Origin of the sequence: Saccharopolyspora sp. NPDC002686 (assembly GCF_040295745.1) — a bacterium.
Classification (GTDB): Bacteria; Actinomycetota; Actinomycetes; order Mycobacteriales; family Pseudonocardiaceae; genus Saccharopolyspora; species Saccharopolyspora oryzae.
The window spans coordinates 1-18,384 of sequence record NZ_JBEOVY010000138.1 but is presented as its reverse complement, the minus strand read 5'-3'; the positions used below and the strand labels follow the sequence as shown (position 1 = coordinate 18,384).

The window sequence follows — 18,384 nt, the reverse complement described above, 5'->3', positions numbered from 1 at the left end:
CACGACCTGATCAGGCGGAGAAGGCGGCGAGGGCTTCCGCGTCGGACGCCGTGGTCAGGAGGTTGGCCTCGATGAACTCGGCGATGTCGGGGAAGTCGGGGGCGGCTGCGCGGAGCGTTTCCGCGGCGGCGTTCAGGTCGTAGTCGGTGCGGCGCAGCACGACGTCGGGGCCGAGCAGCGCCCAGTACGCGCCCGTTCCGCCGTACGGCATTCCGACGCTGCCCGGGTTGACGAACCGGCGGCGGTCGGCCAGCCGGTCGAAGGGCATGTGCGTGTGGCCGAGCACCACGGTCGCCTCGTCCGACCCGGCGAAGGCCTCGCGGTAGAGATCGACCGACGAGTCCACGAGCACCATCTCGGCGTCGTCGCGCATCGTGGCGTGGCAGAACCGGACCGGCCCGAGCCCGGTGACGTCCAGGACCACCGACATCGGGAGGTCCGCGATCAGATCCCGTTGCTGCCGCGACAAACGAGATGCGCAGTACTCGGTGCGTTCGTCTTCGACCCGGCCGGGCACGCGGTCGTAGGCCTCGACGAGTTCGCGTTCGCCGTTGCCGTGAACCCAGATCGCCCGCTCACCGAGCTCGGCGAGCCGATCCAGCGTCTCGCCCGGCATCGGCCCGCCGGCGATATCGCCGTTCAGCACAACGGCGTCAACGCCAGCGGCGGCTACGTCCCGAAGCACGGCCTCCAAAGCAGGCACATTGCCATGCACATCAGCCAGAACCGCAACCCGCACGGGAAACCTCCTCATCGACCGGGTCACCATCCTCACCCGGCGATCACCCCAACCCCAACGATTTCGCCAACCGCCGAACGCCCTCCGCGCCGGCAGCGACTCGCGTGGGCGGTGGTCAAGCGCGGGGGCGCCAGCGGGCGAAGCCGCCTTCGGTGTTGAGGACTTGGCCGGTGATCCAGCGGGCTTCGTCGGTGGTCAGCCAGGCGATCAGGCGGGCCGGGTCGTCGGGTTCGCCGTAGCGGCCGAGGGGGAACATCGGGCGGATCGTGCGCCAGGTCGGTTCGTCCAGGTAGCCGGTGTTGACCGGGCCGGGGTTGACCGCGTTCGTCGTGATCCCCGTGTCCGCCAGCTGGTCGGACAGGGTCAGGGTGATTTCGGCGAGCGCGCCCTTGGCCGCGGCGTAAGCGACTTCGCCGGGCATCGGGCCTTGCTGCTGGCCGGAGGTCATGAACACGATGCGCCCGCCCGGGCGCCCGTCGTGCTGGGCGGCGAACGCCTGCGCCAGGAGGATCGACGACCTGGTGTTGACGATCCAGTGCCCGTCGAGCACGGCCGCATCGAGTTCGCCGAGCGCTCCGTCGCCGCCGCTGCGCGCGTGGTTGCAGATCAGGACGTCGAGGTGCCCGAATTCGGCCACGACCGCGTCGACGAGCTGCTGCGGCGCATCGGGTTCGGCCAGGTCGACCCCGGCGTCGGCGATCCGCGCCTCGGGCACCAGCTGCTCCGCGACACCGGCGAGCACCGCGTCGAGATCGTCGGCACCCCAAGGCTGTTCGGCGTCGTGTGGCTGGTGGTGCTGCAGGAACACCGAGGCGCCGTAGGCCGCCAACCGCCGCGCGATCGCGTATCCGATGCCCCGGCGGCGGCTGACCCCGGTCACCAGCGCGGTCCGGCCGCGCAGCGGGATCGGGTCGCGCGAGAGTTCGTCCACAGCGAGGCAGGCTAGGGCCGAAGCGCGGACCGCTGCCACCGAATTGTCCGGGCCCGTCAGAGCTTGCGGAGGCGTACTCGGTTGATCGAGTGGTCGATGTCCTTGCGCAGCACCAGGGTCGCCCTGGGGCGGGTGGGGAGGATGTTGTCCACCAGGTTCGGCTCGTTGATCGTGCGCCAGAGGTGGTCCGCTTCGGCCCGGGCTTCCTCGTCGGAGAGGTTCGCGAAGTGGTGGAAGTGCGAGTCGGGGTTCGCGAAGGCCGTGTTGCGCAGGGTCAGGAAGCGGTCCGCGTACCAGCGGGCGATGTGGTCGGTGTGCGCGTCGACGTAGATGGAGAAGTCGAACAGGTCCGACACCGTCAGGCTCGGCCCGGGCTGCAGGACGTTGAGGCCCTCGATGATCAGGATGTCGGGCTGGCGCACCACGTTGTGCTCGTCGGGCAGGATGTCGTAGGCCACGTGCGAGTACACCGGCGCGGCCACCTCCGGGGCGCCGGACTTCACCTCGGTGACGAAGCGCAGCAGCGCGCGGCGGTCGTAGCTCTCCGGGAAGCCCTTGCGGTGCATCAGGCCGCGGCGGACCAGTTCGGCCTTCGGGTAGAGGAAACCGTCGGTGGTCACCAGGTCCACGCGCGGGTGGTCGGGCCAGCGGGCCAGCAGGGTGCGCAGCAGCCGGGCGGTGGTCGACTTGCCGACCGCGACGCTGCCCGCGATGCCGATCACGAACGGCACCTTGGTGCCGCGCGTCTCGTCGCCCAGGAACGTCGTGGTGGACTCGTGCAGCCGCTGGCGGGCGGCCACCTGCAGGCTGATCAGCCGCGACAGCGGGAGGTAGACGTCGGCGACCTCGGCCAGGTCGACCTGCTCGCCGAGCCCGCGCAGGGCGACCAGCTCGTCCTCGGTCAGCGGCAGCGGCAGGGAATCTCGCAGTTCCCGCCACTGGTCCCGGTGCAGTTCGACATATGGGCTCAGTTCGCGAACGCGCGTCACAGGCACCCCTCAGCGTTGAGGCCCGGCAGGAACTCCGTGCGGAACCCTAAGCGCCAGAAGGCCCTCCGCGCTGTGATCCACTCCACGCTGAGACGCAACGAACACACTTGATCGATCGCGGTGACCCGCTGTGCCCCGCCGGACGGACGACCGGTGGCCAGGACGGCCACCGGGACGGCGAGCTGGACCAGGTGATTCGGGAAAACTGGTGAATAGATGTGTCATATAACTCGGTTGGGTAGTATGTCGCGAACGCGGGACATGGTCTAATAGCTCGCATGGGAATCAAAAGAATAGTGACAGTGCTTTCTGCCTGTCTGCTGGGGGTTGTTCTTGCTGGTACTGGGGTTTCAAGTGCTTCGCAGGATTCCGGCAGGGGTGCGGAATCATCTGCCGTGACCCCACTGGAAGAGCCGGTAACCTGCCAGACGGGTAACGCTGGGCGCGCCTGTTATGACAATTATTGTGGTAACAAAGAGGTGTACTGGTATGAGTACGTGGACGCGCACATCGTGAGCCAGCACATGAAACGTCTCGAACGCAGTTGGATGACGGAGAAGCGCTACTCCGTTTGGCACCGGAACGCCGGACGACCCTTCTATAAAACTGGTGAACTTGTGAAAACGTGTAAATAATAGTGCTTGGGCGCAGCTCTTGGATCGATTTCCGAGCTTTCTGCCTGAAGTTTGGCACTTGAAAAGCCGCAGGGGTCGTCGCCGCTATAGTTAGCGGTGGCGGCCTCTGCTGGCATGCGTCACTGTGGTGTTGCGCTTTGCGCTAGCCGGTACAGGGAATCGTTGATTCCTTTGATGGATGCGAATGTTCCAGGTTGGCGAGTAGCTCATTTTGTGCTCTATTGCGCTCTTGCTCTCGACTGGGTCCGGTGACTTGACAATTCGAATCCCAGTCCCATCTCTGTCGTTCGGGCGCATCGATGAAGATCGCCCCAGCTTCGTTCGGCGTTCTTCGGCTTCTAGCTGTCAACGGCTCTAGCCAAGGCCCAGTTTCAAGCCATGATATTTCTGCCGGTACGCCGCTGGCGTGAGTAGAGGCAGGGGATTTGTGGCTGAACCAGCGTATCGGTTGGGATCGCTGGTTTCTGGCAGGTCGGCGACCTTTTGTCGTACGTCGAAAATGCGTGAAGGTGCTGGACAGCTGAGTGTCCAGCACCTTCACGTGCTTCTTGGCTAGCTCTTGGCTTCGGTCTTGCTCAGCTTCGACTTGCGGTAGCCGTAGGTGAAGTAGATCACCAGGCCGATGGCGAACCAGATGGCGAAGCGCAGCCAGGTCACCGGGTCAAGGAAGGTGACCAGCCAGATCGAGAACGCGATCCCGAGGATCGGCACGATCGGCATACCGGGGCACTTGAAGCCGCGCGGCAGGTCCGGCCGCTTGTAGCGGAGCACGATCACCGAGGCGCACACGATCACGAACGCCAGCAGGATGCCGATGTTGGTCAGCTCCGCGGCTTCGCCGATCGGCAGCAGGCCGGCGATCATCGCCGAGGTGATGCCGATGAGCCAGGTGAAGCGGCTTGGTACCTGGCGCACCGGGTGGGTCTTGGCGAACCATTGTGGCAGCAGGCCGTCTCGGCTCATCGCGTAGCCCACGCGGGTCACGCCGAGCATGAACGTGAACATCACGGTGAGGATGCCCAAGATGGCGCCGACCGCGATGATCGCGCCCAACGCTGGCAGACCGACGTCGGCGAAGGCCGAGGCGAACGCGCTCTCGGTGCTGATCTTCTGGTACGGGATCATGCCGGTGAGCACCAGACAGGCCAGCACGTACAGCACCATCGAGATGGCTAGCGAGTACATGATCGCCTTGGGCATGTGCCGCTGGGCGTCCTTAGACTCTTCCGCCGCAGTGCTCATCGCGTCGTACCCGAACACCGCGAAGAACACCGTTGCTGCACCGGTGACCGCGCCGCTGAAGCCGAAGGGGAAGAACGGGTCGTAGTTCCCGGTCTTGATGTAGAAGGCTCCGACGATGATGACGAGTAGCACCACGGCTACCTTCAGGTAAACCAGGAAGGTTTCGAAGCGCGCCGCGCTCTTCATGCCCTGGTTGAGGATGAAGGCGATCAGTAGGCACAGCAGCATCGCGATCAAGTTGATCTTGTAGCTGCCGGGTGGCGCGGCGCCGTCCTCGGTGCCTGGCGCACCCATCATCCACGTCGGCAGGTCGATGTGCAGCAAGCCGAGCAGTTTGTTGAAGTAGCCGGAGATGCCGATGGCCACCACCGCGACGATCGCGGTGTACTCCAGCAGCAGGTCCCAGCCGATCAGCCAGCCGACGACCTCGCCGAGCACGGCGTAGCCGTAGGTGTAGGCCGAACCGGCCTTGGGGATCATGCCCGCGAACTCGGCGTAGGAGAACGCCGCTGCCGCGCTGGCGATGCCGGCGATCAGGAACGAGATCAGCACCGCGGGGCCGGCCTTCTCGTTGGCCACCGCACCCGCCAGCGAGAAGATCCCCGCGCCGATGATGCCGCCGACGCCGATGGCCGTCAGCTGCCACAACCCGAGCGACTTCTGCAGGCCACCGCCACCGGTGTCCTCGGTGATGGAGTCGATCGGCTTCCGACGGAATATGCCCCGCCCAGGCTGGAGGTGTGGTGCGGTCACGGTTCTGCTCCTGGTGGTTCTCTATGCGCGAAAGGTTACGTACATGGCGTGATTCGGCCCGGCGAACGTCCCGCGCAACGTCGTCCGTGTCCTGGATCACCGAATGGTTTGCACGTTGTTGGCGAAACCTACGCGGATGCGGAGCGCAATCATGTTGTGGGGTCGGATGAGAGATGGCCACTCCGTTTGGCCGTCTCGACAAAACGGCCGGTCGTGGCGTGTAGGTCCGCTCACAGCTGAACGCGCTGCGTCGCGAACCGTGACCGGGCGGCATCGCGGTCGTTAGGGTTCACGCCGGTGCCAGGCGCAGAATCAGCCAGTGGAAGTAGGAGTGCGATGTCCAGTTACCGCACCGTGGTCGTCGGGACCGACGGCTCGGAGCCCTCGCTGCGCGCGGTGGCCCGCGCGGGTGCCGTCGCGGGCGACTCGGCCGCTCGGCTGGTGATCGTCTGCGCCTACTACCCGACGCCGGAGCGCGACGTCGAGCAGGCGCGCGACGAGCTGGGCGACGAGGCCTTCCAGGTGGTCGGCTCGGCACCGGCCGAGGCCACGCTGCGGGAGGCCACCGACGTCGCCCGCGGAGCGGGGGCGCGGCTGGTGGACACCTCCGCCGCGGTCGGGGCGCCGATCGGCGTGCTGCTGGCCGCAGCGGAGAAGGAAGCGGCTGACCTGCTGGTCATCGGCAGCCGCGGGTTGAACACGTTGAAGGGGCGGATCCTCGGCTCGGTGCCGTCCGAGGTCTCGCGCCGAGCAGAATGCGATGTGCTCGTTGTCCGAACCACGCGATAAGCCGACCGCACGCGGCAACCAGATCGAGAGCACCATCCTCGGTGGTGCCGCGCGCTACACGAAGGACCAGGTGGCGGCCGCCGCGGGCGTCCCCGTCCAGCGCGCCGAGCAGCTGTGGCAGGCGATGGGCTTCGCCCACGTCGACGACGAGGCGGTGGTGTTCACCGACGCCGACGTCGCCGCGCTGCGCTCGCTGGTGGAGCTGGTCTCGGCCGAGGTGATCCCGCCGGAGCTGGAGTCGGCGGTGGCCCGCTCGCTGGCGCAGACGATGTCCCGGCTGGCCGAGTGGCAGGTCGGGATCTTCAAGTCGCTGCTGGGCGACAAGTTCGCGGTGGACGTCGAGACCACCGCCCAGGTCGCCTCGGTGATCCTGCCGGTGATGGAGCAGATGCAGGACTACGTGTGGCGGCGGCACCTGGCGGCCAGCGCCTCGCGGGAGCTCGCCGAGCGCGACCCGGGCACCGACGTGCGGGTGCAGGTGATCGGCTTCGCCGACCTGGTCGGCTACACCCGGCTGATCCGGGACTTCACCGAGCTGGAGCTGACCCGGCTGATCGACGGCTTCGAGTCGCTGGCCAGCGGTGTGGTCGCGGAGAACCACGGCCGGGTCATCAAGACGGTCGGCGACGAGGTGCTGTTCGTGGCCGACACCGCCGCCGAGGCCGCCGAGATCGCGTTGTCGCTCAACGAGGAGATCGCCAAGGACGACCTGCTGCCGCCGCTGCGCATCGGGCTCGCGCAGGGGTCGGTGCTGGCCCGCTTCGGCGACGTCTACGGCTCGACGGTGAACATCGCCAGCCGCCTGACCTCGGTGGCCCGCCCGGCGTCGGTGCTGGTGGACCGCGAACTTGCGGCGTCGCTGCGGGACCACCCGGACTACCGCCTGATCTCGGTCGGCCCGACCAAGGTCCAGGGCTTCCGCGGTCTCCGCGCCTGGGCGCTGCGCCGCGCCGACTGATCTCCTCCGGCGCGCACCTCGGGCTGCTGACGTACTCCGTGGTGCGCGCGAGTCAAGCCGCTGGGACTAGTCCATGTGATCGAATTCATGCTGTGCATGCTTGCTGCAAGCAAGCGTGTTTGATAAGCGACGCCAGCCGTCGCCACCTGCGATTTCGTGATCGCGGGCGGATGCGTTCGGCGTCGTGCGGGCCGTTGCGGCCCGGTTCGCGGGTGGAAAAGCGGATGCCCGCCGTCAGTCCCGGCAATAGAGTCGGGGGCATGGCGGATCGGGGAACAGCCGTGACGGGTAGCCATTCCGACGACGTAGCCGCTCTGGTCGCGCAGTACGGGCGATTGCCCGCCGGCGCACCGGTGCGCTTGGCCAAACCCACCTCCAACCTGTTCCGGTTCCGCGACCCGTCCGCTGGTCCGGGCCTGGACGTCGGGCGCTTCGACCGCGTGCTGGAGGTGGACACCGCCAACCGCACCGCGCAGGTGCAGGGCATGGCGACCTACGAGAGCGTCGTCGACGCGCTGCTGCCGTCCGGGCACATCCCGCTGGTCGTGCCGCAGCTGAAGACGATCACGCTCGGCGGCGCGGTGGCCGGTCTCGGCATCGAATCCACCTCGTTCCGCAGCGGGCTGCCGCACGAATCGGTGCGGGAGATGGAGATCCTCACCGGATCCGGGGAAGTCGTGCGCGCCCGTGCGGACAACGAGCACGCCGAGCTGCACCGCGGGTTCCCCAACTCCTACGGCACGCTGGGCTACGCGCTGCGGCTGGAGATCGAGCTGGAGCAGGTTCGCCCGTACGTGCGGTTGCAGCACGTCCGGTTCGGCACGGCGCGGGAGTGCGCGGACGCCATCGCGCAGATCTGCCGCGATCGCAGCTACGACGGGCACCCGGTCGACTTCCTCGACGGCACCGTCTTCAGCGCCCGCGAGCAGTACCTGACGCTCGGGTCCTATGTGGACGAAGCGCCGTTCACCAGCGACTACACCGGGCAGCAGGTCTACTACCGCTCCCTCCAGCAGCGGCGCACCGACTACCTGAGCATCCACGACTACCTGTGGCGGTGGGACACCGACTGGTTCTGGTGCTCCCGCGCGTTCGGCGCGCAGCACCCGGTGGCGCGGCGGTTCTGGCCGCGGCAGTACCGCCGCTCCGACGTCTACCGCCGCATCGTGGCCTGGGACCGCAAGCACGCGGTGACCGACCGGATCGCGGTGCTGCGCGGCCGGGGCGTCAACGAGCCGGTGATCCAGGACGTGGAGATCCCGGTCGACCGGCTGCCGGAGTTCCTGGAGTTCTTCCACCGCGACATCGGCATCTCCCCGGTGTGGCTGTGCCCGGTGCAGCTGCGCGACCGCAAGGGCTGGCCGCTGTACCCGATGGATCCCGACGAGCTGTACGTCAACGTCGGCTTCTGGTCCACGGTGCCGCTCCGCCGGGGCGAAGCGCCGGGGCGGCACAACCGGGCGATCGAGCGCGTGGTGGGCGAGCTCGACGGGCACAAGTCGCTGTACTCCAACTCCTACTACACCGAGGAGGAGTTCTGGCGGCTCTACAACCAGCCGGTGTACGAGCGGTTGAAGGAGCGCTACGACCCGCAGCACCGGCTGCCCGGGCTGTACGAGAAGTGCGTCCGGGAAAGGTGATTTCGGCAAGGACTGGCGCCAGGTTCGCGTAGTCGTCTGAGCCAGGAAGGGGATTCGCTGATGGGCTGGGCAGAGGTGTTCGCGCGCGTCCTCGGGGGCGGTACCCCGGTGGAGATCCGTGCCTTCGACGGCAGCCGGACCGGGCCGCCGGGTGCCGAGGTCTGCGTGGAAGTCCGCTCCCCGCTGGCGCTTTCGCACCTGGCGGCGGCTCCCGGCGAGCTCGGGCTGGCCCGCGCCTACGTCACCGGGGCGCTCGAGGTGCACGGCGACATGTACGCGGCGTTGTCGTCGTTCCCGTCGGTGGCGCTGGAGGAGATCCCGCCGAGCTTGCGCCGCGAGCTGCTGGTGAAGCTGGCCGGGTACCGGCTGTGGTGGCCGGTCAAGCCGCCGGCGGTCGAGCACCGCGGGCGCGGCTGGCGGCACTCCAAGCGCCGCGACAGCACCTCGATCGCCTACCACTACGACGTGTCCAACCGGTTCTACGAGTGGGTGCTGGGACCGTCGATGGCCTACACCTGCGCGGTGTACCCGTCCGCGACGTCCACTTTGGAGGAAGCGCAGTTCACCAAGCACGACCTGGTGGCGCGCAAGCTCGGGTTGCAGGAGGGCATGCGGCTGCTCGACGTGGGCTGCGGCTGGGGCGGCATGGTGATGCACGCGGCCGAGCACTACGGGGTCCGCGCGCTCGGCGTGACGCTGTCCCGGCAGCAGGCGCAGTGGGCGCAGAAGGCCATCGCCGAGCGGGGCCTGGCCGACCTGGCCGAGGTCCGCCACCTGGACTACCGCGACGTCACCGAGACCGGGTTCGACGCGGTCAGCTCGATCGGGCTCACCGAGCACATCGGCCTGGCGCAGCTGCCGTCCTACTTCTCGTTCTTGCGCGACAAGCTGGTGCCCGGCGGGCGGCTGCTCAACCACTGCATCACCCGCCCCGACGGCAGCCACGGGGCGCGGCCGGGCAAGTTCATCGGCCGCTACGTCTTCCCGGACGGCGAGCTGGAACCGGTGGGCACGCTGGTGTCGGCGATGAACGACAACGGTTTCGAGGTCCGCCACGAGGAGAACCTGCGCGAGCACTACGCCCTGACCCTCGCAGGCTGGTGCGAGAACCTCGAGGCGCACTGGGGCGAAGCGGTCGCGGAGGTCGGCCTCGACCGGGCGCGCGTGTGGCGCCTGTACATGGCGGCCTGCCGCCTGGGCTTCGAGCGCAACATCGTCCAGCTCCACCAGGTCCTCGGGGTCCGCCTCGACGGCACCGACGCCCACTACCCGCTCCGCCCGGCCTGGTGAGAGCACCGTGAGCACTTTGGGCTGCTATGACGACCCAAAGTGCTCACGGGACGTCTCCGCAGGTCACACCAGGTCGTCGAGGGTGAGGGGCGGGACGAAGTCGCCGACCCGGTTGCGGATCCAGAAGGCCCCGGTCTCGCGGTGCTCGGCGCGGGTGGCGAAGCGGTAGCGGTAGAGGTCCGCCCGGATCAGGAGCGGTGGCCGGTCCGGGAACGGGTTGTGGCGGAGCAGGCGCAGGACCTGGTCGTCGTTGCGGAGGAGTGCTTCGACCAGGGCGGGCAGCCAGGTCCGGCCGTAGGTGGGGGACAGGGCTAGGAACCACATCAGCCAGTCCAGGCGCAGGTGGTAGGGCGCGACCTGCGGTGGGCGGCGGTTCGGGGCGCCGGGCTTGCCCTTGAACCCGTACTCCCGCCACTCGGCGTCGACGTCGGCCGCGCCCTGCACGACGACCTCGTAGCGGGTGCGGGTGATGCTGCCGAACGCGCCGTAGGTGTTGCCCAGGTGCAGCTTGTTGAAGCTGCGGTTCATCACCTGGCGCTTGCCGAGCATGTTGCGCACCGGCCAGTAGCTCAGCACCGCGAACACCACCGCCAGCACCAGCACCAGCGCGGCGAACCACGGTGGCAGGCCGGCGGCCGGTCCGGCCCGGGGCAGGCTCATCGCGGAGAACGCCAGCGTGATGGTCAGCAGGTTCAGCCAGGCGAAATTCCCGCTGAGCATCAACCAGCCCTGCGTCGCCACCACGACCAGCCCGGCCGCCGAGGCGACCGGCTGCGGGGCGAACAGCAGGAACGGCACGACCAGCTGGGTGAAGTGGTTGGCCAGCACCTCGGTTTTGTGCAGCGGGCGCGGCAGCCAGTGGAACCAGCGGCTCAGCGGGCCGGGCATCGGCTGGGTCTCGTGGTGGTAGTACAGCGCGGTCAGGTCCCGCCAGCAGGCGTCACCGCGCATCTTGATCAGTCCGGCGCCGAACTCCACCCGGAACAGCAGCCAGGTCAGCAACCACAGCACCAGCGTCGGCGGCGCGATCTCGGCGGGGCCGAGGAAGATCGCCAGGAACCCGGCCTCCAGCAGCAGCGACTCCCAGCCGAACGAGTACCAGACCTGCCCGACGTTGACGATCGACAGGTACAGCGCCCACAGCACCGTCCAGAGCACCAGCCACGCCCACAGCGGCGCCAGGTCGGCGAACAGCGCGAGCACGCTGCCGAGGACGCCCACCCAGCAGACGCCGGCGAAGAACCGGTCGGAGTAGTGCAGGTGGAACAGGCTGGGCGAGGTCCGGAACGGGACGTGCGCCAGGAACCGGGGGATGGGGGTCAGACCCCGTTCGCCGAGCAGCCCCCGGAACTGGCGCAGCGCGCTGACGAATCCCAGCAGGTAGGTGATGGCGACCAGGTGCGCGACCGCGAACCGCGCGGCCCAGTAGTCCGGTGCTGCCATCCAGTCCCACATCGTCCTCACCGTCCCAGACGGCATCGCGCAACGCCTGCAGCGCAGGCTCCTAGACTTGCACGGCGGACGATGCGGTGGAGGGCTGGTTTGCTGGACGAGGTTGTGGCGGTGCTGGCCTGCCCGCATTGCGGTGCCGATCTGGAGCGGGCGGGCAACAGCCTGCGCTGCGCGGCGAACCACGTGTTCGACATCGCCCGCCAGGGCTACGTCAGCCTGCTCCCCGGCGGCACGAAGGTCGTCGGGGACACGGCGGCGATGGTCGCGGCCCGAGCGGACTTCCTGGCCGCGGGCCACTACGCGCCGATAGCCGATGCGGTGGCCGGAGCGGTGTCCGACGTCGAGGGCTGCGTGGTCGACATCGGTGCCGGGACCGGCTACTACCTGGCCCGCGCCCTGGCGGACTCGGACCGCGTGGGCCTCGCGCTGGACGTCTCGAAGTACGCCTCGCGCCGCGCGGCCAAGGCTCATCCGCGCATGAGCGCGGCGGTCGCCGACGCCTGGCAGACGCTGCCCGTGCGCACCGGTGCTGTATCAGCGTTGCTGAACGTCTTCGCACCTCGCAACGCCGCGGAGATGCACCGCGTCCTGCGTCCGGACGGGCGGCTCGTGGTGGTCGTGCCGAACTCCGGGCACCTGGCGGACCTGGTCGGCGTGCTCGGCCTGCTCAAGGTCGACGAGCGCAAGCAGGAGCGCCTGACCGAGCAGCTGGCCGACCACTTCGACCTGATCTCGCAGCGGACCTGCGAGTTCAGGCTCTCCCTGGCGGCATCGGAAGCCGAGGCGGTGGTGGCGATGGGCCCCAGCGCCTGGCACTCGGATCCCGAAGCCCTCCGCGCCCGGATCGCGGCTCTGCCGCAGCCCATCGCTCCGGTCGCATCGGTCACGATCGCCAGTTACCGACCCCGGCGTTGACGCTTTCCGCAGGTGGTGGCTCGTGAGCACTTTTCGGTGCTATGGCGCCGGAAAGTGCTCACGAGGCCTGACCAGGGATCATCCGCGGGCGACTTCGGCTTCGTAGGCGGCTTGGAGCCGGGCGAAGACCGACTCCGCTCCTTCCGGGCGGGGGATGCCCAGGTGCTGCTCGCGCAGCTCGTCCATGAACTCCTCCCACAGCTCGGGGCCGCCGCGCTCCAGCAGCTCCGCGCGGATGGACAGCTCGCGCGTCACCGGCAGGTGGCGGCGTCCCCACGCGCCGAGCTGGGCCAGCACGGGGACGAGCTGGATCGCCGGCTCGGTGAGGCTGTAGATCACCTTCTGCTTGTGGGTGGGGTCGGCGGCCTTGGACACCAGGCCGTGCTCGGTGAGCCGCTGCAGCCGCGCGGAGAGGATGTTCGAGGCGATCCCCTCCTCGGAGTTGTGCAGCAGTTCGCGGAAGTGCCTGCGGTTGCCGAACATCAGGTCGCGGATGACGACCAGCGACCACTTGTCGCCGAGCACTTCGACGGCGAGGTTGATCGGACACCCCGAACGGTGCGCGTCCTTCACCGGACCTCCCCACTCCTGCGGAACTGCTTGCATTATGCCTCCGGTTGGAGCCGCATTGCCAATCATCCGATTGCAAAGTGCAATCAGCTCTCGGCGCGGTCGGCTTCGCTCGTCATCACGTACCGGATCGAGCGCTGAACGCGAAGAGCGCCGTCCGGCGAACGGCGCTCTTCGCGATTCAGGTCACGCGTGGCGGATTTGCGGGACACCCCAGGGGTTTTCGTCCTGGAGCGGTTCCGGGAGGAGGTTCTGCGGGACGTTCTGGTAGGTCACCGGTCGGAGGAAGCGGTCGATGGCCGCCGTGCCCACCGAGGTGAAGCGGGCGTCCGTCGTCGCCGGGTACGGGCCGCCGTGCTGCATCGCGGGGGAGACCGCGACCCCGGTCGGCCAGCCGTTGAACAGGAGTCGGCCCGCCCGGTCGCGCAGGCGGCTGACCAGGCTCGAGGCGAATTCCGCGTCGTCGTCCTCGGCGTGCAGGGTCGCGGTGAGGTTGCCCTCGAACGCCTCGGCCGCGCGGCGCGCTTCGTCCTCGGAGCTGTAGGTGACCACGATGGACAGCGGGCCGAAGACCTCCTCCAGCAGGGCTTCCCGGTTCGCCAGCAGCGTGTCGACGTCGGTGGTCAGCAGCGTCGGCGTCGCCCCTTCGTCGATGCCGCCTTCGGCGAGCACCCGCACGCCCGGCACTTCGGTGACCGCCTCGCGGCGGGTGCAGTAGCCCTCGTGCAGGCGCTCGTTGAGCAGCTTGTGCGCCGCCACCGCCTTGGACTCCTCGGCCAGCACCTCGTCCAGGCCGTGGTCGGCGGGCAGGAACAGCAGGCCCGGCTTGGTGCACAGCTGGCCCGCGTTGCCCGAGTAGGACGTCACGTAGCCCTTGGCGATCTCCTCGCCGCGGGCCCGGACGGCGTTGGGGGTGGCGAAGACGGGGTTGAGGCTGCCCAGCTCGCCGAAGAACGGGATCGGCGTCGGGCGCGAGTTGGCGATGTCGAACAGCGCGCGCCCCGCCGGGACCGAGCCGGTGAACGCCGCCGCCTTGATCCGGGGGTCCTGCAACGCCGCGGTTCCGGTCTCGAAGCCCAGCACCACCTGGAAGGCCCCGTCCGGAGCGCCGGATCCGGCCAGCGCGCCGGTGATGATCTCGCCGGTGCGCACGGACAGCTGCGGGTGCCCCGGGTGCGCCTTGAGCACCACCGGGCACCCGGCGGCCAGCGCCGATGCGGTGTCGCCACCGGCGACGGAGAACGCGAACGGGAAGTTGCTCGCGGCGAACACCAGCACCGGACCCACCGGCACCAGCACGCGGCGAAGGTCCGGCTTGGCGCCCAGGGGGAAGTCGGCGTCCGCGCCGTCCACAGTGGCCTGGAGGTAGCCGCCGTCGTCGAGGACCTCGGCGAACAGGCGCAGCTGGAAGGTGGTGCGCTTGAGCTCGCCGGTCAGCCGACCCTCCCCGAGGTGGGACTCGGCCATGGCCAGCGGGACCAGTTCGCCCGACGCGGCGTCGAGCGCGTCGGCGACCGCGCGGATCTGCCGGGCTCGGGCGGCGGGGGCCTGTGCGCCGAACGCCTCGGCGGCGTCGGCCGCCCGCTGCAGGACGGTGTCGAGTTCGGCTCGGGTGGTGTCCGGGATCGCGGTCAACGTGCCCATCCTTTGCGCGGTGCGAGTGGCGTCTCCCGACACCGTAATACGTCCAGAGTGCCGACGGGCCGGACAGCGTTCGGCATAAAGCAAGGTCGAGTTCAGCCCGGACGGCGACGTCCTGGCCGTCGAAACCTCGAAGGCCACCGCGGTGTGATCATCGACCGGACCGGAGACCTGCTCGCAACGGCGAGCTGGGGACACGCGATCCGCCTGCGGCCCATGTCCGGACTGTCGTGAGTGCGAAAACCGGCTCCAACCGGCTTTCGCGCTCACGACTTCGACGTGCTCGTGGCTTTGGAGATCGCGAGTGCCTTCTCGTGGGCTTTCAACGGCACCTGGAGCTGGGATCGGATTGGATGGAATATTCCGGTCAGTTCGGCTGGGTGGTTTTCAAAGGGTGGAGCGATTCGTCTTTTCGGGCTAATCAATTGGAAATCGTGGTCGCGTGCTGATCATGTGGGCAAGCTCGGATCATGGTTGATGTTCCGAGTTCGCCTGGCCCGCAGGCGGTGCCCGATGAGCCGGGTGGTGCCGCCAATTCGAGTCGGCGCTGGATCGTGGGCGTAGTCCTGACCACGGTCGTGAACCTCGCGGCAACGGCGACCACGGTAGGCGGGCTGTGGTTGCAAAAAAATAGCGTCGATCTGGAGCGAATGGAGGTGGTGAACGCTGCTGTCGGGAAGATTCACAGTTCGGAAGATAGGGATCAGGCGGAGGGCTTCGGCCTGTTGCGCGACGTCATGCGCGAAGAGCCCGAAATGCAGGAAGTGATCCTCGCCAGTGTTGAGAGGTACCTCCGCAGTCCCCGGCCGCTCGGTGCTGAGGAGATCAAGGGACTCACGGGTACCATCACCCGGTACGTGGCGATCCAGGGTACGCAGGATGCGGCGGAAGTGATCCGCGCACGCGACCCTTTGAAAGACCAAGGCGGTCCTGGTCAGCGCTCCTTTTTTCTGCCCGGAATGAAAGTTGATGGGGTTGCTTTCAAGGATGTGGTGATGCGCGGTACGGTCGCAACGGGTTGTTACGCGCGCTGGACGATCTGGAACCGTGCTGACCTCGGGGGGAGTGAATTCCAGGAGTGCCGCTTCGACGGTGCGCAGTTCGTCGGTGCGAAACTGAACGGCGTGGACTTCACCGGAGCTTTTCTGAAGGATGCTGATTTCAGAGATGCCGACCTGGTCGGCGCCAATTTGAACCGCGCGGTGCTCGGTGGTGTGGATTTAAAGGGCGCGAATCTCCGTGGTGCCAAATTCGGTAAGATCAATTTTGAAAATGTGAGTTTCGATGGAGTCGAGTCGATCGCAGGCGCCGACTTCTCGCAAGTGAAACAAATCGAGAGAGCTTGGAATCTGCGAGATGCGCCGGGGCACGAATCTGCGATCTGGCCTCCGGGCTCATGATCAGGAGCGGTCTTTGCGCCCTGCGGATCGCAACACGCGTGGCAGGACAGCGGGACCGGCGTCGGTAGGACGAAGGGCACCTTCTGAGCGGGTTTGCTCGGAAGGTGCCCTTCGGTGGGAAAAAGTCACTCCGCGCGGGAGATCTGCACCATCTCGTCGCGCGGCACGACCTTGATGCGCTCGCGGCCCTGGGCCTCGCCCAGCGCCTTCTCGTGGGCGTCCAGGCGACCCCAGCCCTCCCACGTCGTGTACTCCACGCCGCGCTCCTCGAGCAGCCGCAGGATGCTGTCGCTCGACGGCTCCTCGGCCTGCGGCATCGACTCCAGGTCGGCGAGCAGGTTGTTGATCGTCTCCAGCGCGTCGCCCTTGGTGTGGCCGATCAGGCCCACCGGACCGCGCTTGATCCAGCCCGTGGTGTAGACGCCGGGCATGTGCTCGCCGTCCAGGTCCAGCACCCGGCCGCCCTCGTTGGGCACCACGCCGGCGGCGTGGTCGAACGGGATGTCGGCCAGCGGCGAGCTCAGGTAGCCCACCGCGCGGTAGACCTGCTGCGCCGGGTAGGTCTCGTACTCGCCGGTGCCGCGCACGTTGCCGTCGCCGGTGAGCTCCATGACCTCGACCTTGAAGCCCTCGACGCGGTCGGTGCCCTGCACCTCGACCGGCGCGCGCAGGAAGTGCAGGTGCAGGCGTCGCGCGGTGTTGTTCTTCGGGTCGCGCAGCGCCCAGTCCTGCAGCGTCTTGACGATCGTCTTCACCTGGTTGTTGGTGCGGATCGCCTCCTCGCTGGCCTCGTCGAGCTCGAAGCCCTCGGGGTGCACGATGATCTCGACGTCGTCCTGGTGGTCGAGCTCGCGCAGCTCCAGCGGGGTGAACTTGGCCTGCGCCGGACCACGCCGGGCGAACAGGTGCACGTCGGTGACCTGCGAGGCCTTCAGGCCGCGGTGCACGTTGTCCGGGATCTCGGTGCTCAGCAGGTCGTCGGCCTGCTTGGCCAGCACGCGGGCGACGTCGAGCGCCACGTTGCCGGCGCCGATCACCGCGACGTGCTGCCCGTCCAGCGTCCAGTCGCGCGGGGCCTCCGGGTAGCCGTCGTACCAGTAGACGAAGTCGGCGGCGCCGTAGCTGTGCGGCAGGTCGATGCCCGGGATGTCCAGCGGGCGGTCCTTGTCCGCGCCGGTGGCGAAGATGACCGCGTCGTAGTGGTGCCGCAGGTCGTCCAGCTTGAGGTCCACGCCGTAGTCGATGTGCCCGAGGAAGCGGATCTCCGGCTTCTCCAGCACCCGGTGCAGGGCGCTGACGATGCCCTTGATGCGGGGGTGGTCGGGGGCCACGCCGTAGCGGATCAGACCGTAGGGCGCGGGCATCCGGTCCAGCAGGTCGATCTCGACCGGGGTCTCGGACTTGGTCAGGATGTCGGCCGCGTACACACCGGCCGGTCCGGCGCCGACGATCGCTACCCGCAGTGGGCGAGTCATTCCATCTCCTCCTACCCCGAACGGTCCTCGACCCGGAGTGCTCGCTGACTGGCCCATCACGAGTGGGCCTGGTGGACGTCCACCAAGACCCTTCAAGCTTAGGTACCCCTTACCCCCGATCCCGCCATGCGGGCGGTGACAATGCTCATACCCGGACCGGGTTCTCCCGGGTGCCCACTCTGAGTGCGTGACTCGGTGCGCCGGGTGACAGTAGGATCTCCGCCTGATCAACGTGTGATCAACGTTCCGGTCGCGGTGGACCCTTCGATGCAGAGACGACCTCGGTGGCCGGGCGGACCAACGGCTGGAGGTCTAGCGAGATGCAGGAGCGGCCGGACTGGATCCCCGAAGGCGTTGACCTGGCGAAGCCCAGCGCGGCCAGGTGCTACGACTTCTACTTGGGCGGCGCGCACAACTTCGAAGCCGATCGCGAGCTCGGGCGCCAGGTCATGAAGGTGGTGCCCAACGTCCAGGAGGTCGCGGTGAACAACCGGGCCTTCCTGCGGCGCGCGGTGCGCTACTGCCTGGACCAGGGCATCCGGCAGTTCCTGGACATCGGGTCCGGGATCCCGACCGCGGGCAACGTGCACGAGATCGTCCACGCCGTCGACCCGGAGGCCCGCGTGGTCTACGTGGACAACGAGCCGGTCGCGGTCGCGCACAGCCGCACCATCCTGGGCGACAACGAGCGGGCCACCGTCGTGCAAGCCGACCTCCTCGACGTCGAAGACGTCCTGGACGCGCCGGAAACCCAGGCGATGCTCGACTTCTCGCAGCCGATCGCGGTCATGATGGTCGCGCTGGTGCACTTCGTGCCGGAGAGCAAGAAGCCCCGCGACGTGATCCGCCGCTACTACGAGCGGCTGCCCGCAGGCCTGCGATCACCTCGTCCACCGCGCGCAGGCCCGCCTTGGCGAGCAGGCGCTTCTCGTTGGTCACCCACTCCCCTCGCGCCGCCAGGACCG

Annotated in this window: 15 protein-coding genes; 7 read left to right on the top strand and 8 right to left on the bottom strand. The window is 68.2% G+C overall.

The features are described from left to right. Positions 1 to 10: 10 nt before the first annotated feature. The 4 genes from ABTZ89_RS19450 to ABTZ89_RS19435 all read right to left on the bottom strand — a co-directional run bounded on the left by ABTZ89_RS19450 (position 11) and on the right by ABTZ89_RS19435 (position 5,289). Entirely contained in the window at positions 11 to 754 is a 744-nt protein-coding gene (locus tag ABTZ89_RS19450; RefSeq protein ID WP_270951394.1) for a metallophosphoesterase family protein, read from the bottom strand. 100 nt (positions 755 to 854) lie between these two features. Next, on the bottom strand, positions 855 to 1,670 hold the full coding sequence (locus tag ABTZ89_RS19445; protein ID WP_351046516.1) for an SDR family oxidoreductase: 816 nt from the start codon (positions 1,668 to 1,670) through the stop codon (positions 855 to 857). A gap of 56 nt (positions 1,671 to 1,726) precedes the next feature. Next, on the bottom strand, positions 1,727 to 2,659 hold the full coding sequence (gene coaA, locus ABTZ89_RS19440; RefSeq protein ID WP_270951391.1) for a type I pantothenate kinase: 933 nt from the start codon (positions 2,657 to 2,659) through the stop codon (positions 1,727 to 1,729). 1,187 nt (positions 2,660 to 3,846) lie between these two features. Next, a complete protein-coding gene (locus tag ABTZ89_RS19435; RefSeq protein ID WP_351046512.1) occupies positions 3,847 to 5,289 on the bottom strand; it encodes an amino acid permease in 1,443 nt (480 codons plus the stop codon). A gap of 336 nt (positions 5,290 to 5,625) precedes the next feature. On the opposite strand from ABTZ89_RS19435, the gene ABTZ89_RS19430 reads away from it, so the two are divergent. The 4 genes from ABTZ89_RS19430 to ABTZ89_RS19415 all read left to right on the top strand — a co-directional run bounded on the left by ABTZ89_RS19430 (position 5,626) and on the right by ABTZ89_RS19415 (position 9,966). Next, the gene (locus ABTZ89_RS19430; protein ID WP_270951388.1) at positions 5,626 to 6,078 is read left to right on the top strand and encodes a universal stress protein; all 453 of its coding nucleotides are present in this window, start codon (positions 5,626 to 5,628) and stop codon (positions 6,076 to 6,078) included. Further along, entirely contained in the window at positions 6,059 to 7,036 is a 978-nt protein-coding gene (locus tag ABTZ89_RS19425) for an adenylate/guanylate cyclase domain-containing protein (protein WP_351046508.1), read from the top strand. Before ABTZ89_RS19430 ends, ABTZ89_RS19425 begins: the two co-directional genes overlap by 20 nt. A 260-nt stretch (positions 7,037 to 7,296) precedes the next feature. Beyond that, positions 7,297 to 8,676, top strand: a complete 1,380-nt coding sequence (locus ABTZ89_RS19420; protein ID WP_351046505.1) for an FAD-binding oxidoreductase — start codon at positions 7,297 to 7,299, stop codon at positions 8,674 to 8,676. Between the two features lie 60 nt (positions 8,677 to 8,736). Further along, complete coding sequence (locus ABTZ89_RS19415; RefSeq protein WP_351046502.1) at positions 8,737 to 9,966, top strand: class I SAM-dependent methyltransferase; 1,230 nt, start codon at positions 8,737 to 8,739, stop codon at positions 9,964 to 9,966. Positions 9,967 to 10,029: 63 nt separating this feature from the next. On the opposite strand, the gene ABTZ89_RS19410 is transcribed toward ABTZ89_RS19415, so the two are convergent. Next, positions 10,030 to 11,409, bottom strand: coding sequence for a lipase maturation factor family protein (locus ABTZ89_RS19410; RefSeq protein ID WP_351046499.1), 1,380 nt, complete (start codon positions 11,407 to 11,409; stop codon positions 10,030 to 10,032). Positions 11,410 to 11,508: 99 nt separating this feature from the next. Here ABTZ89_RS19410 and ABTZ89_RS19405 point away from each other — a divergent pair, with 99 nt between their 5' ends. Further along, entirely contained in the window at positions 11,509 to 12,333 is an 825-nt protein-coding gene (locus tag ABTZ89_RS19405; RefSeq protein ID WP_351046496.1) for a putative RNA methyltransferase, read from the top strand. 78 nt (positions 12,334 to 12,411) lie between these two features. On the opposite strand, the gene ABTZ89_RS19400 is transcribed toward ABTZ89_RS19405, so the two are convergent. Further along, positions 12,412 to 12,906, bottom strand: coding sequence for a winged helix-turn-helix transcriptional regulator (locus tag ABTZ89_RS19400; protein ID WP_270951379.1), 495 nt, complete (start codon positions 12,904 to 12,906; stop codon positions 12,412 to 12,414). 183 nt (positions 12,907 to 13,089) lie between these two features. After that, positions 13,090 to 14,547 (bottom strand): aldehyde dehydrogenase (NADP(+)), encoded by a 1,458-nt coding sequence (locus ABTZ89_RS19395; RefSeq protein ID WP_270951377.1) that lies wholly within the window; start codon positions 14,545 to 14,547, stop codon positions 13,090 to 13,092. A 467-nt stretch (positions 14,548 to 15,014) separates the two neighbouring features. Here ABTZ89_RS19395 and ABTZ89_RS19390 point away from each other — a divergent pair, with 467 nt between their 5' ends. After that, on the top strand, positions 15,015 to 15,944 hold the full coding sequence (locus tag ABTZ89_RS19390; protein WP_351046493.1) for a pentapeptide repeat-containing protein: 930 nt from the start codon (positions 15,015 to 15,017) through the stop codon (positions 15,942 to 15,944). Positions 15,945 to 16,069: 125 nt separating this feature from the next. Here the strand turns inward: ABTZ89_RS19390 and ABTZ89_RS19385 are convergent, their stop codons facing one another. Beyond that, positions 16,070 to 17,419: an FAD-dependent oxidoreductase gene (locus tag ABTZ89_RS19385; RefSeq protein WP_351046491.1), complete on the bottom strand. Its 1,350-nt coding sequence runs from the start codon at positions 17,417 to 17,419 to the stop codon at positions 16,070 to 16,072. A gap of 320 nt (positions 17,420 to 17,739) precedes the next feature. On the opposite strand from ABTZ89_RS19385, the gene ABTZ89_RS19380 reads away from it, so the two are divergent. Beyond that, positions 17,740 to 18,384, top strand: a 645-nt coding sequence (locus ABTZ89_RS19380) for an SAM-dependent methyltransferase (RefSeq protein ID WP_502949569.1), incomplete at its 3' end; no start/stop codon positions are given.

Bases quoted from the DNA above. Each gene is read 5' to 3' on its own strand.
- ABTZ89_RS19450 (WP_270951394.1), bottom strand. From the start codon at position 754: ATGAGGAGGTTTCCCGTGCGGGTTGCGGTTCTGGCTGATGTGCATGGC.
- ABTZ89_RS19420 (WP_351046505.1), top strand. From the start codon at position 7,297: ATGGCGGATCGGGGAACAGCCGTGACGGGTAGCCATTCCGACGACGTA.
- ABTZ89_RS19430 (WP_270951388.1), top strand. From the start codon at position 5,626: ATGTCCAGTTACCGCACCGTGGTCGTCGGGACCGACGGCTCGGAGCCC.
- ABTZ89_RS19415 (WP_351046502.1), top strand. From the start codon at position 8,737: ATGGGCTGGGCAGAGGTGTTCGCGCGCGTCCTCGGGGGCGGTACCCCG.
- ABTZ89_RS19410 (WP_351046499.1), bottom strand. From the start codon at position 11,409: ATGGCAGCACCGGACTACTGGGCCGCGCGGTTCGCGGTCGCGCACCTG.
- ABTZ89_RS19390 (WP_351046493.1), top strand. From the start codon at position 15,015: ATGGTTGATGTTCCGAGTTCGCCTGGCCCGCAGGCGGTGCCCGATGAG.
- ABTZ89_RS19385 (WP_351046491.1), bottom strand. From the start codon at position 17,419: ATGACTCGCCCACTGCGGGTAGCGATCGTCGGCGCCGGACCGGCCGGT.
- ABTZ89_RS19395 (WP_270951377.1), bottom strand. From the start codon at position 14,547: ATGGGCACGTTGACCGCGATCCCGGACACCACCCGAGCCGAACTCGAC.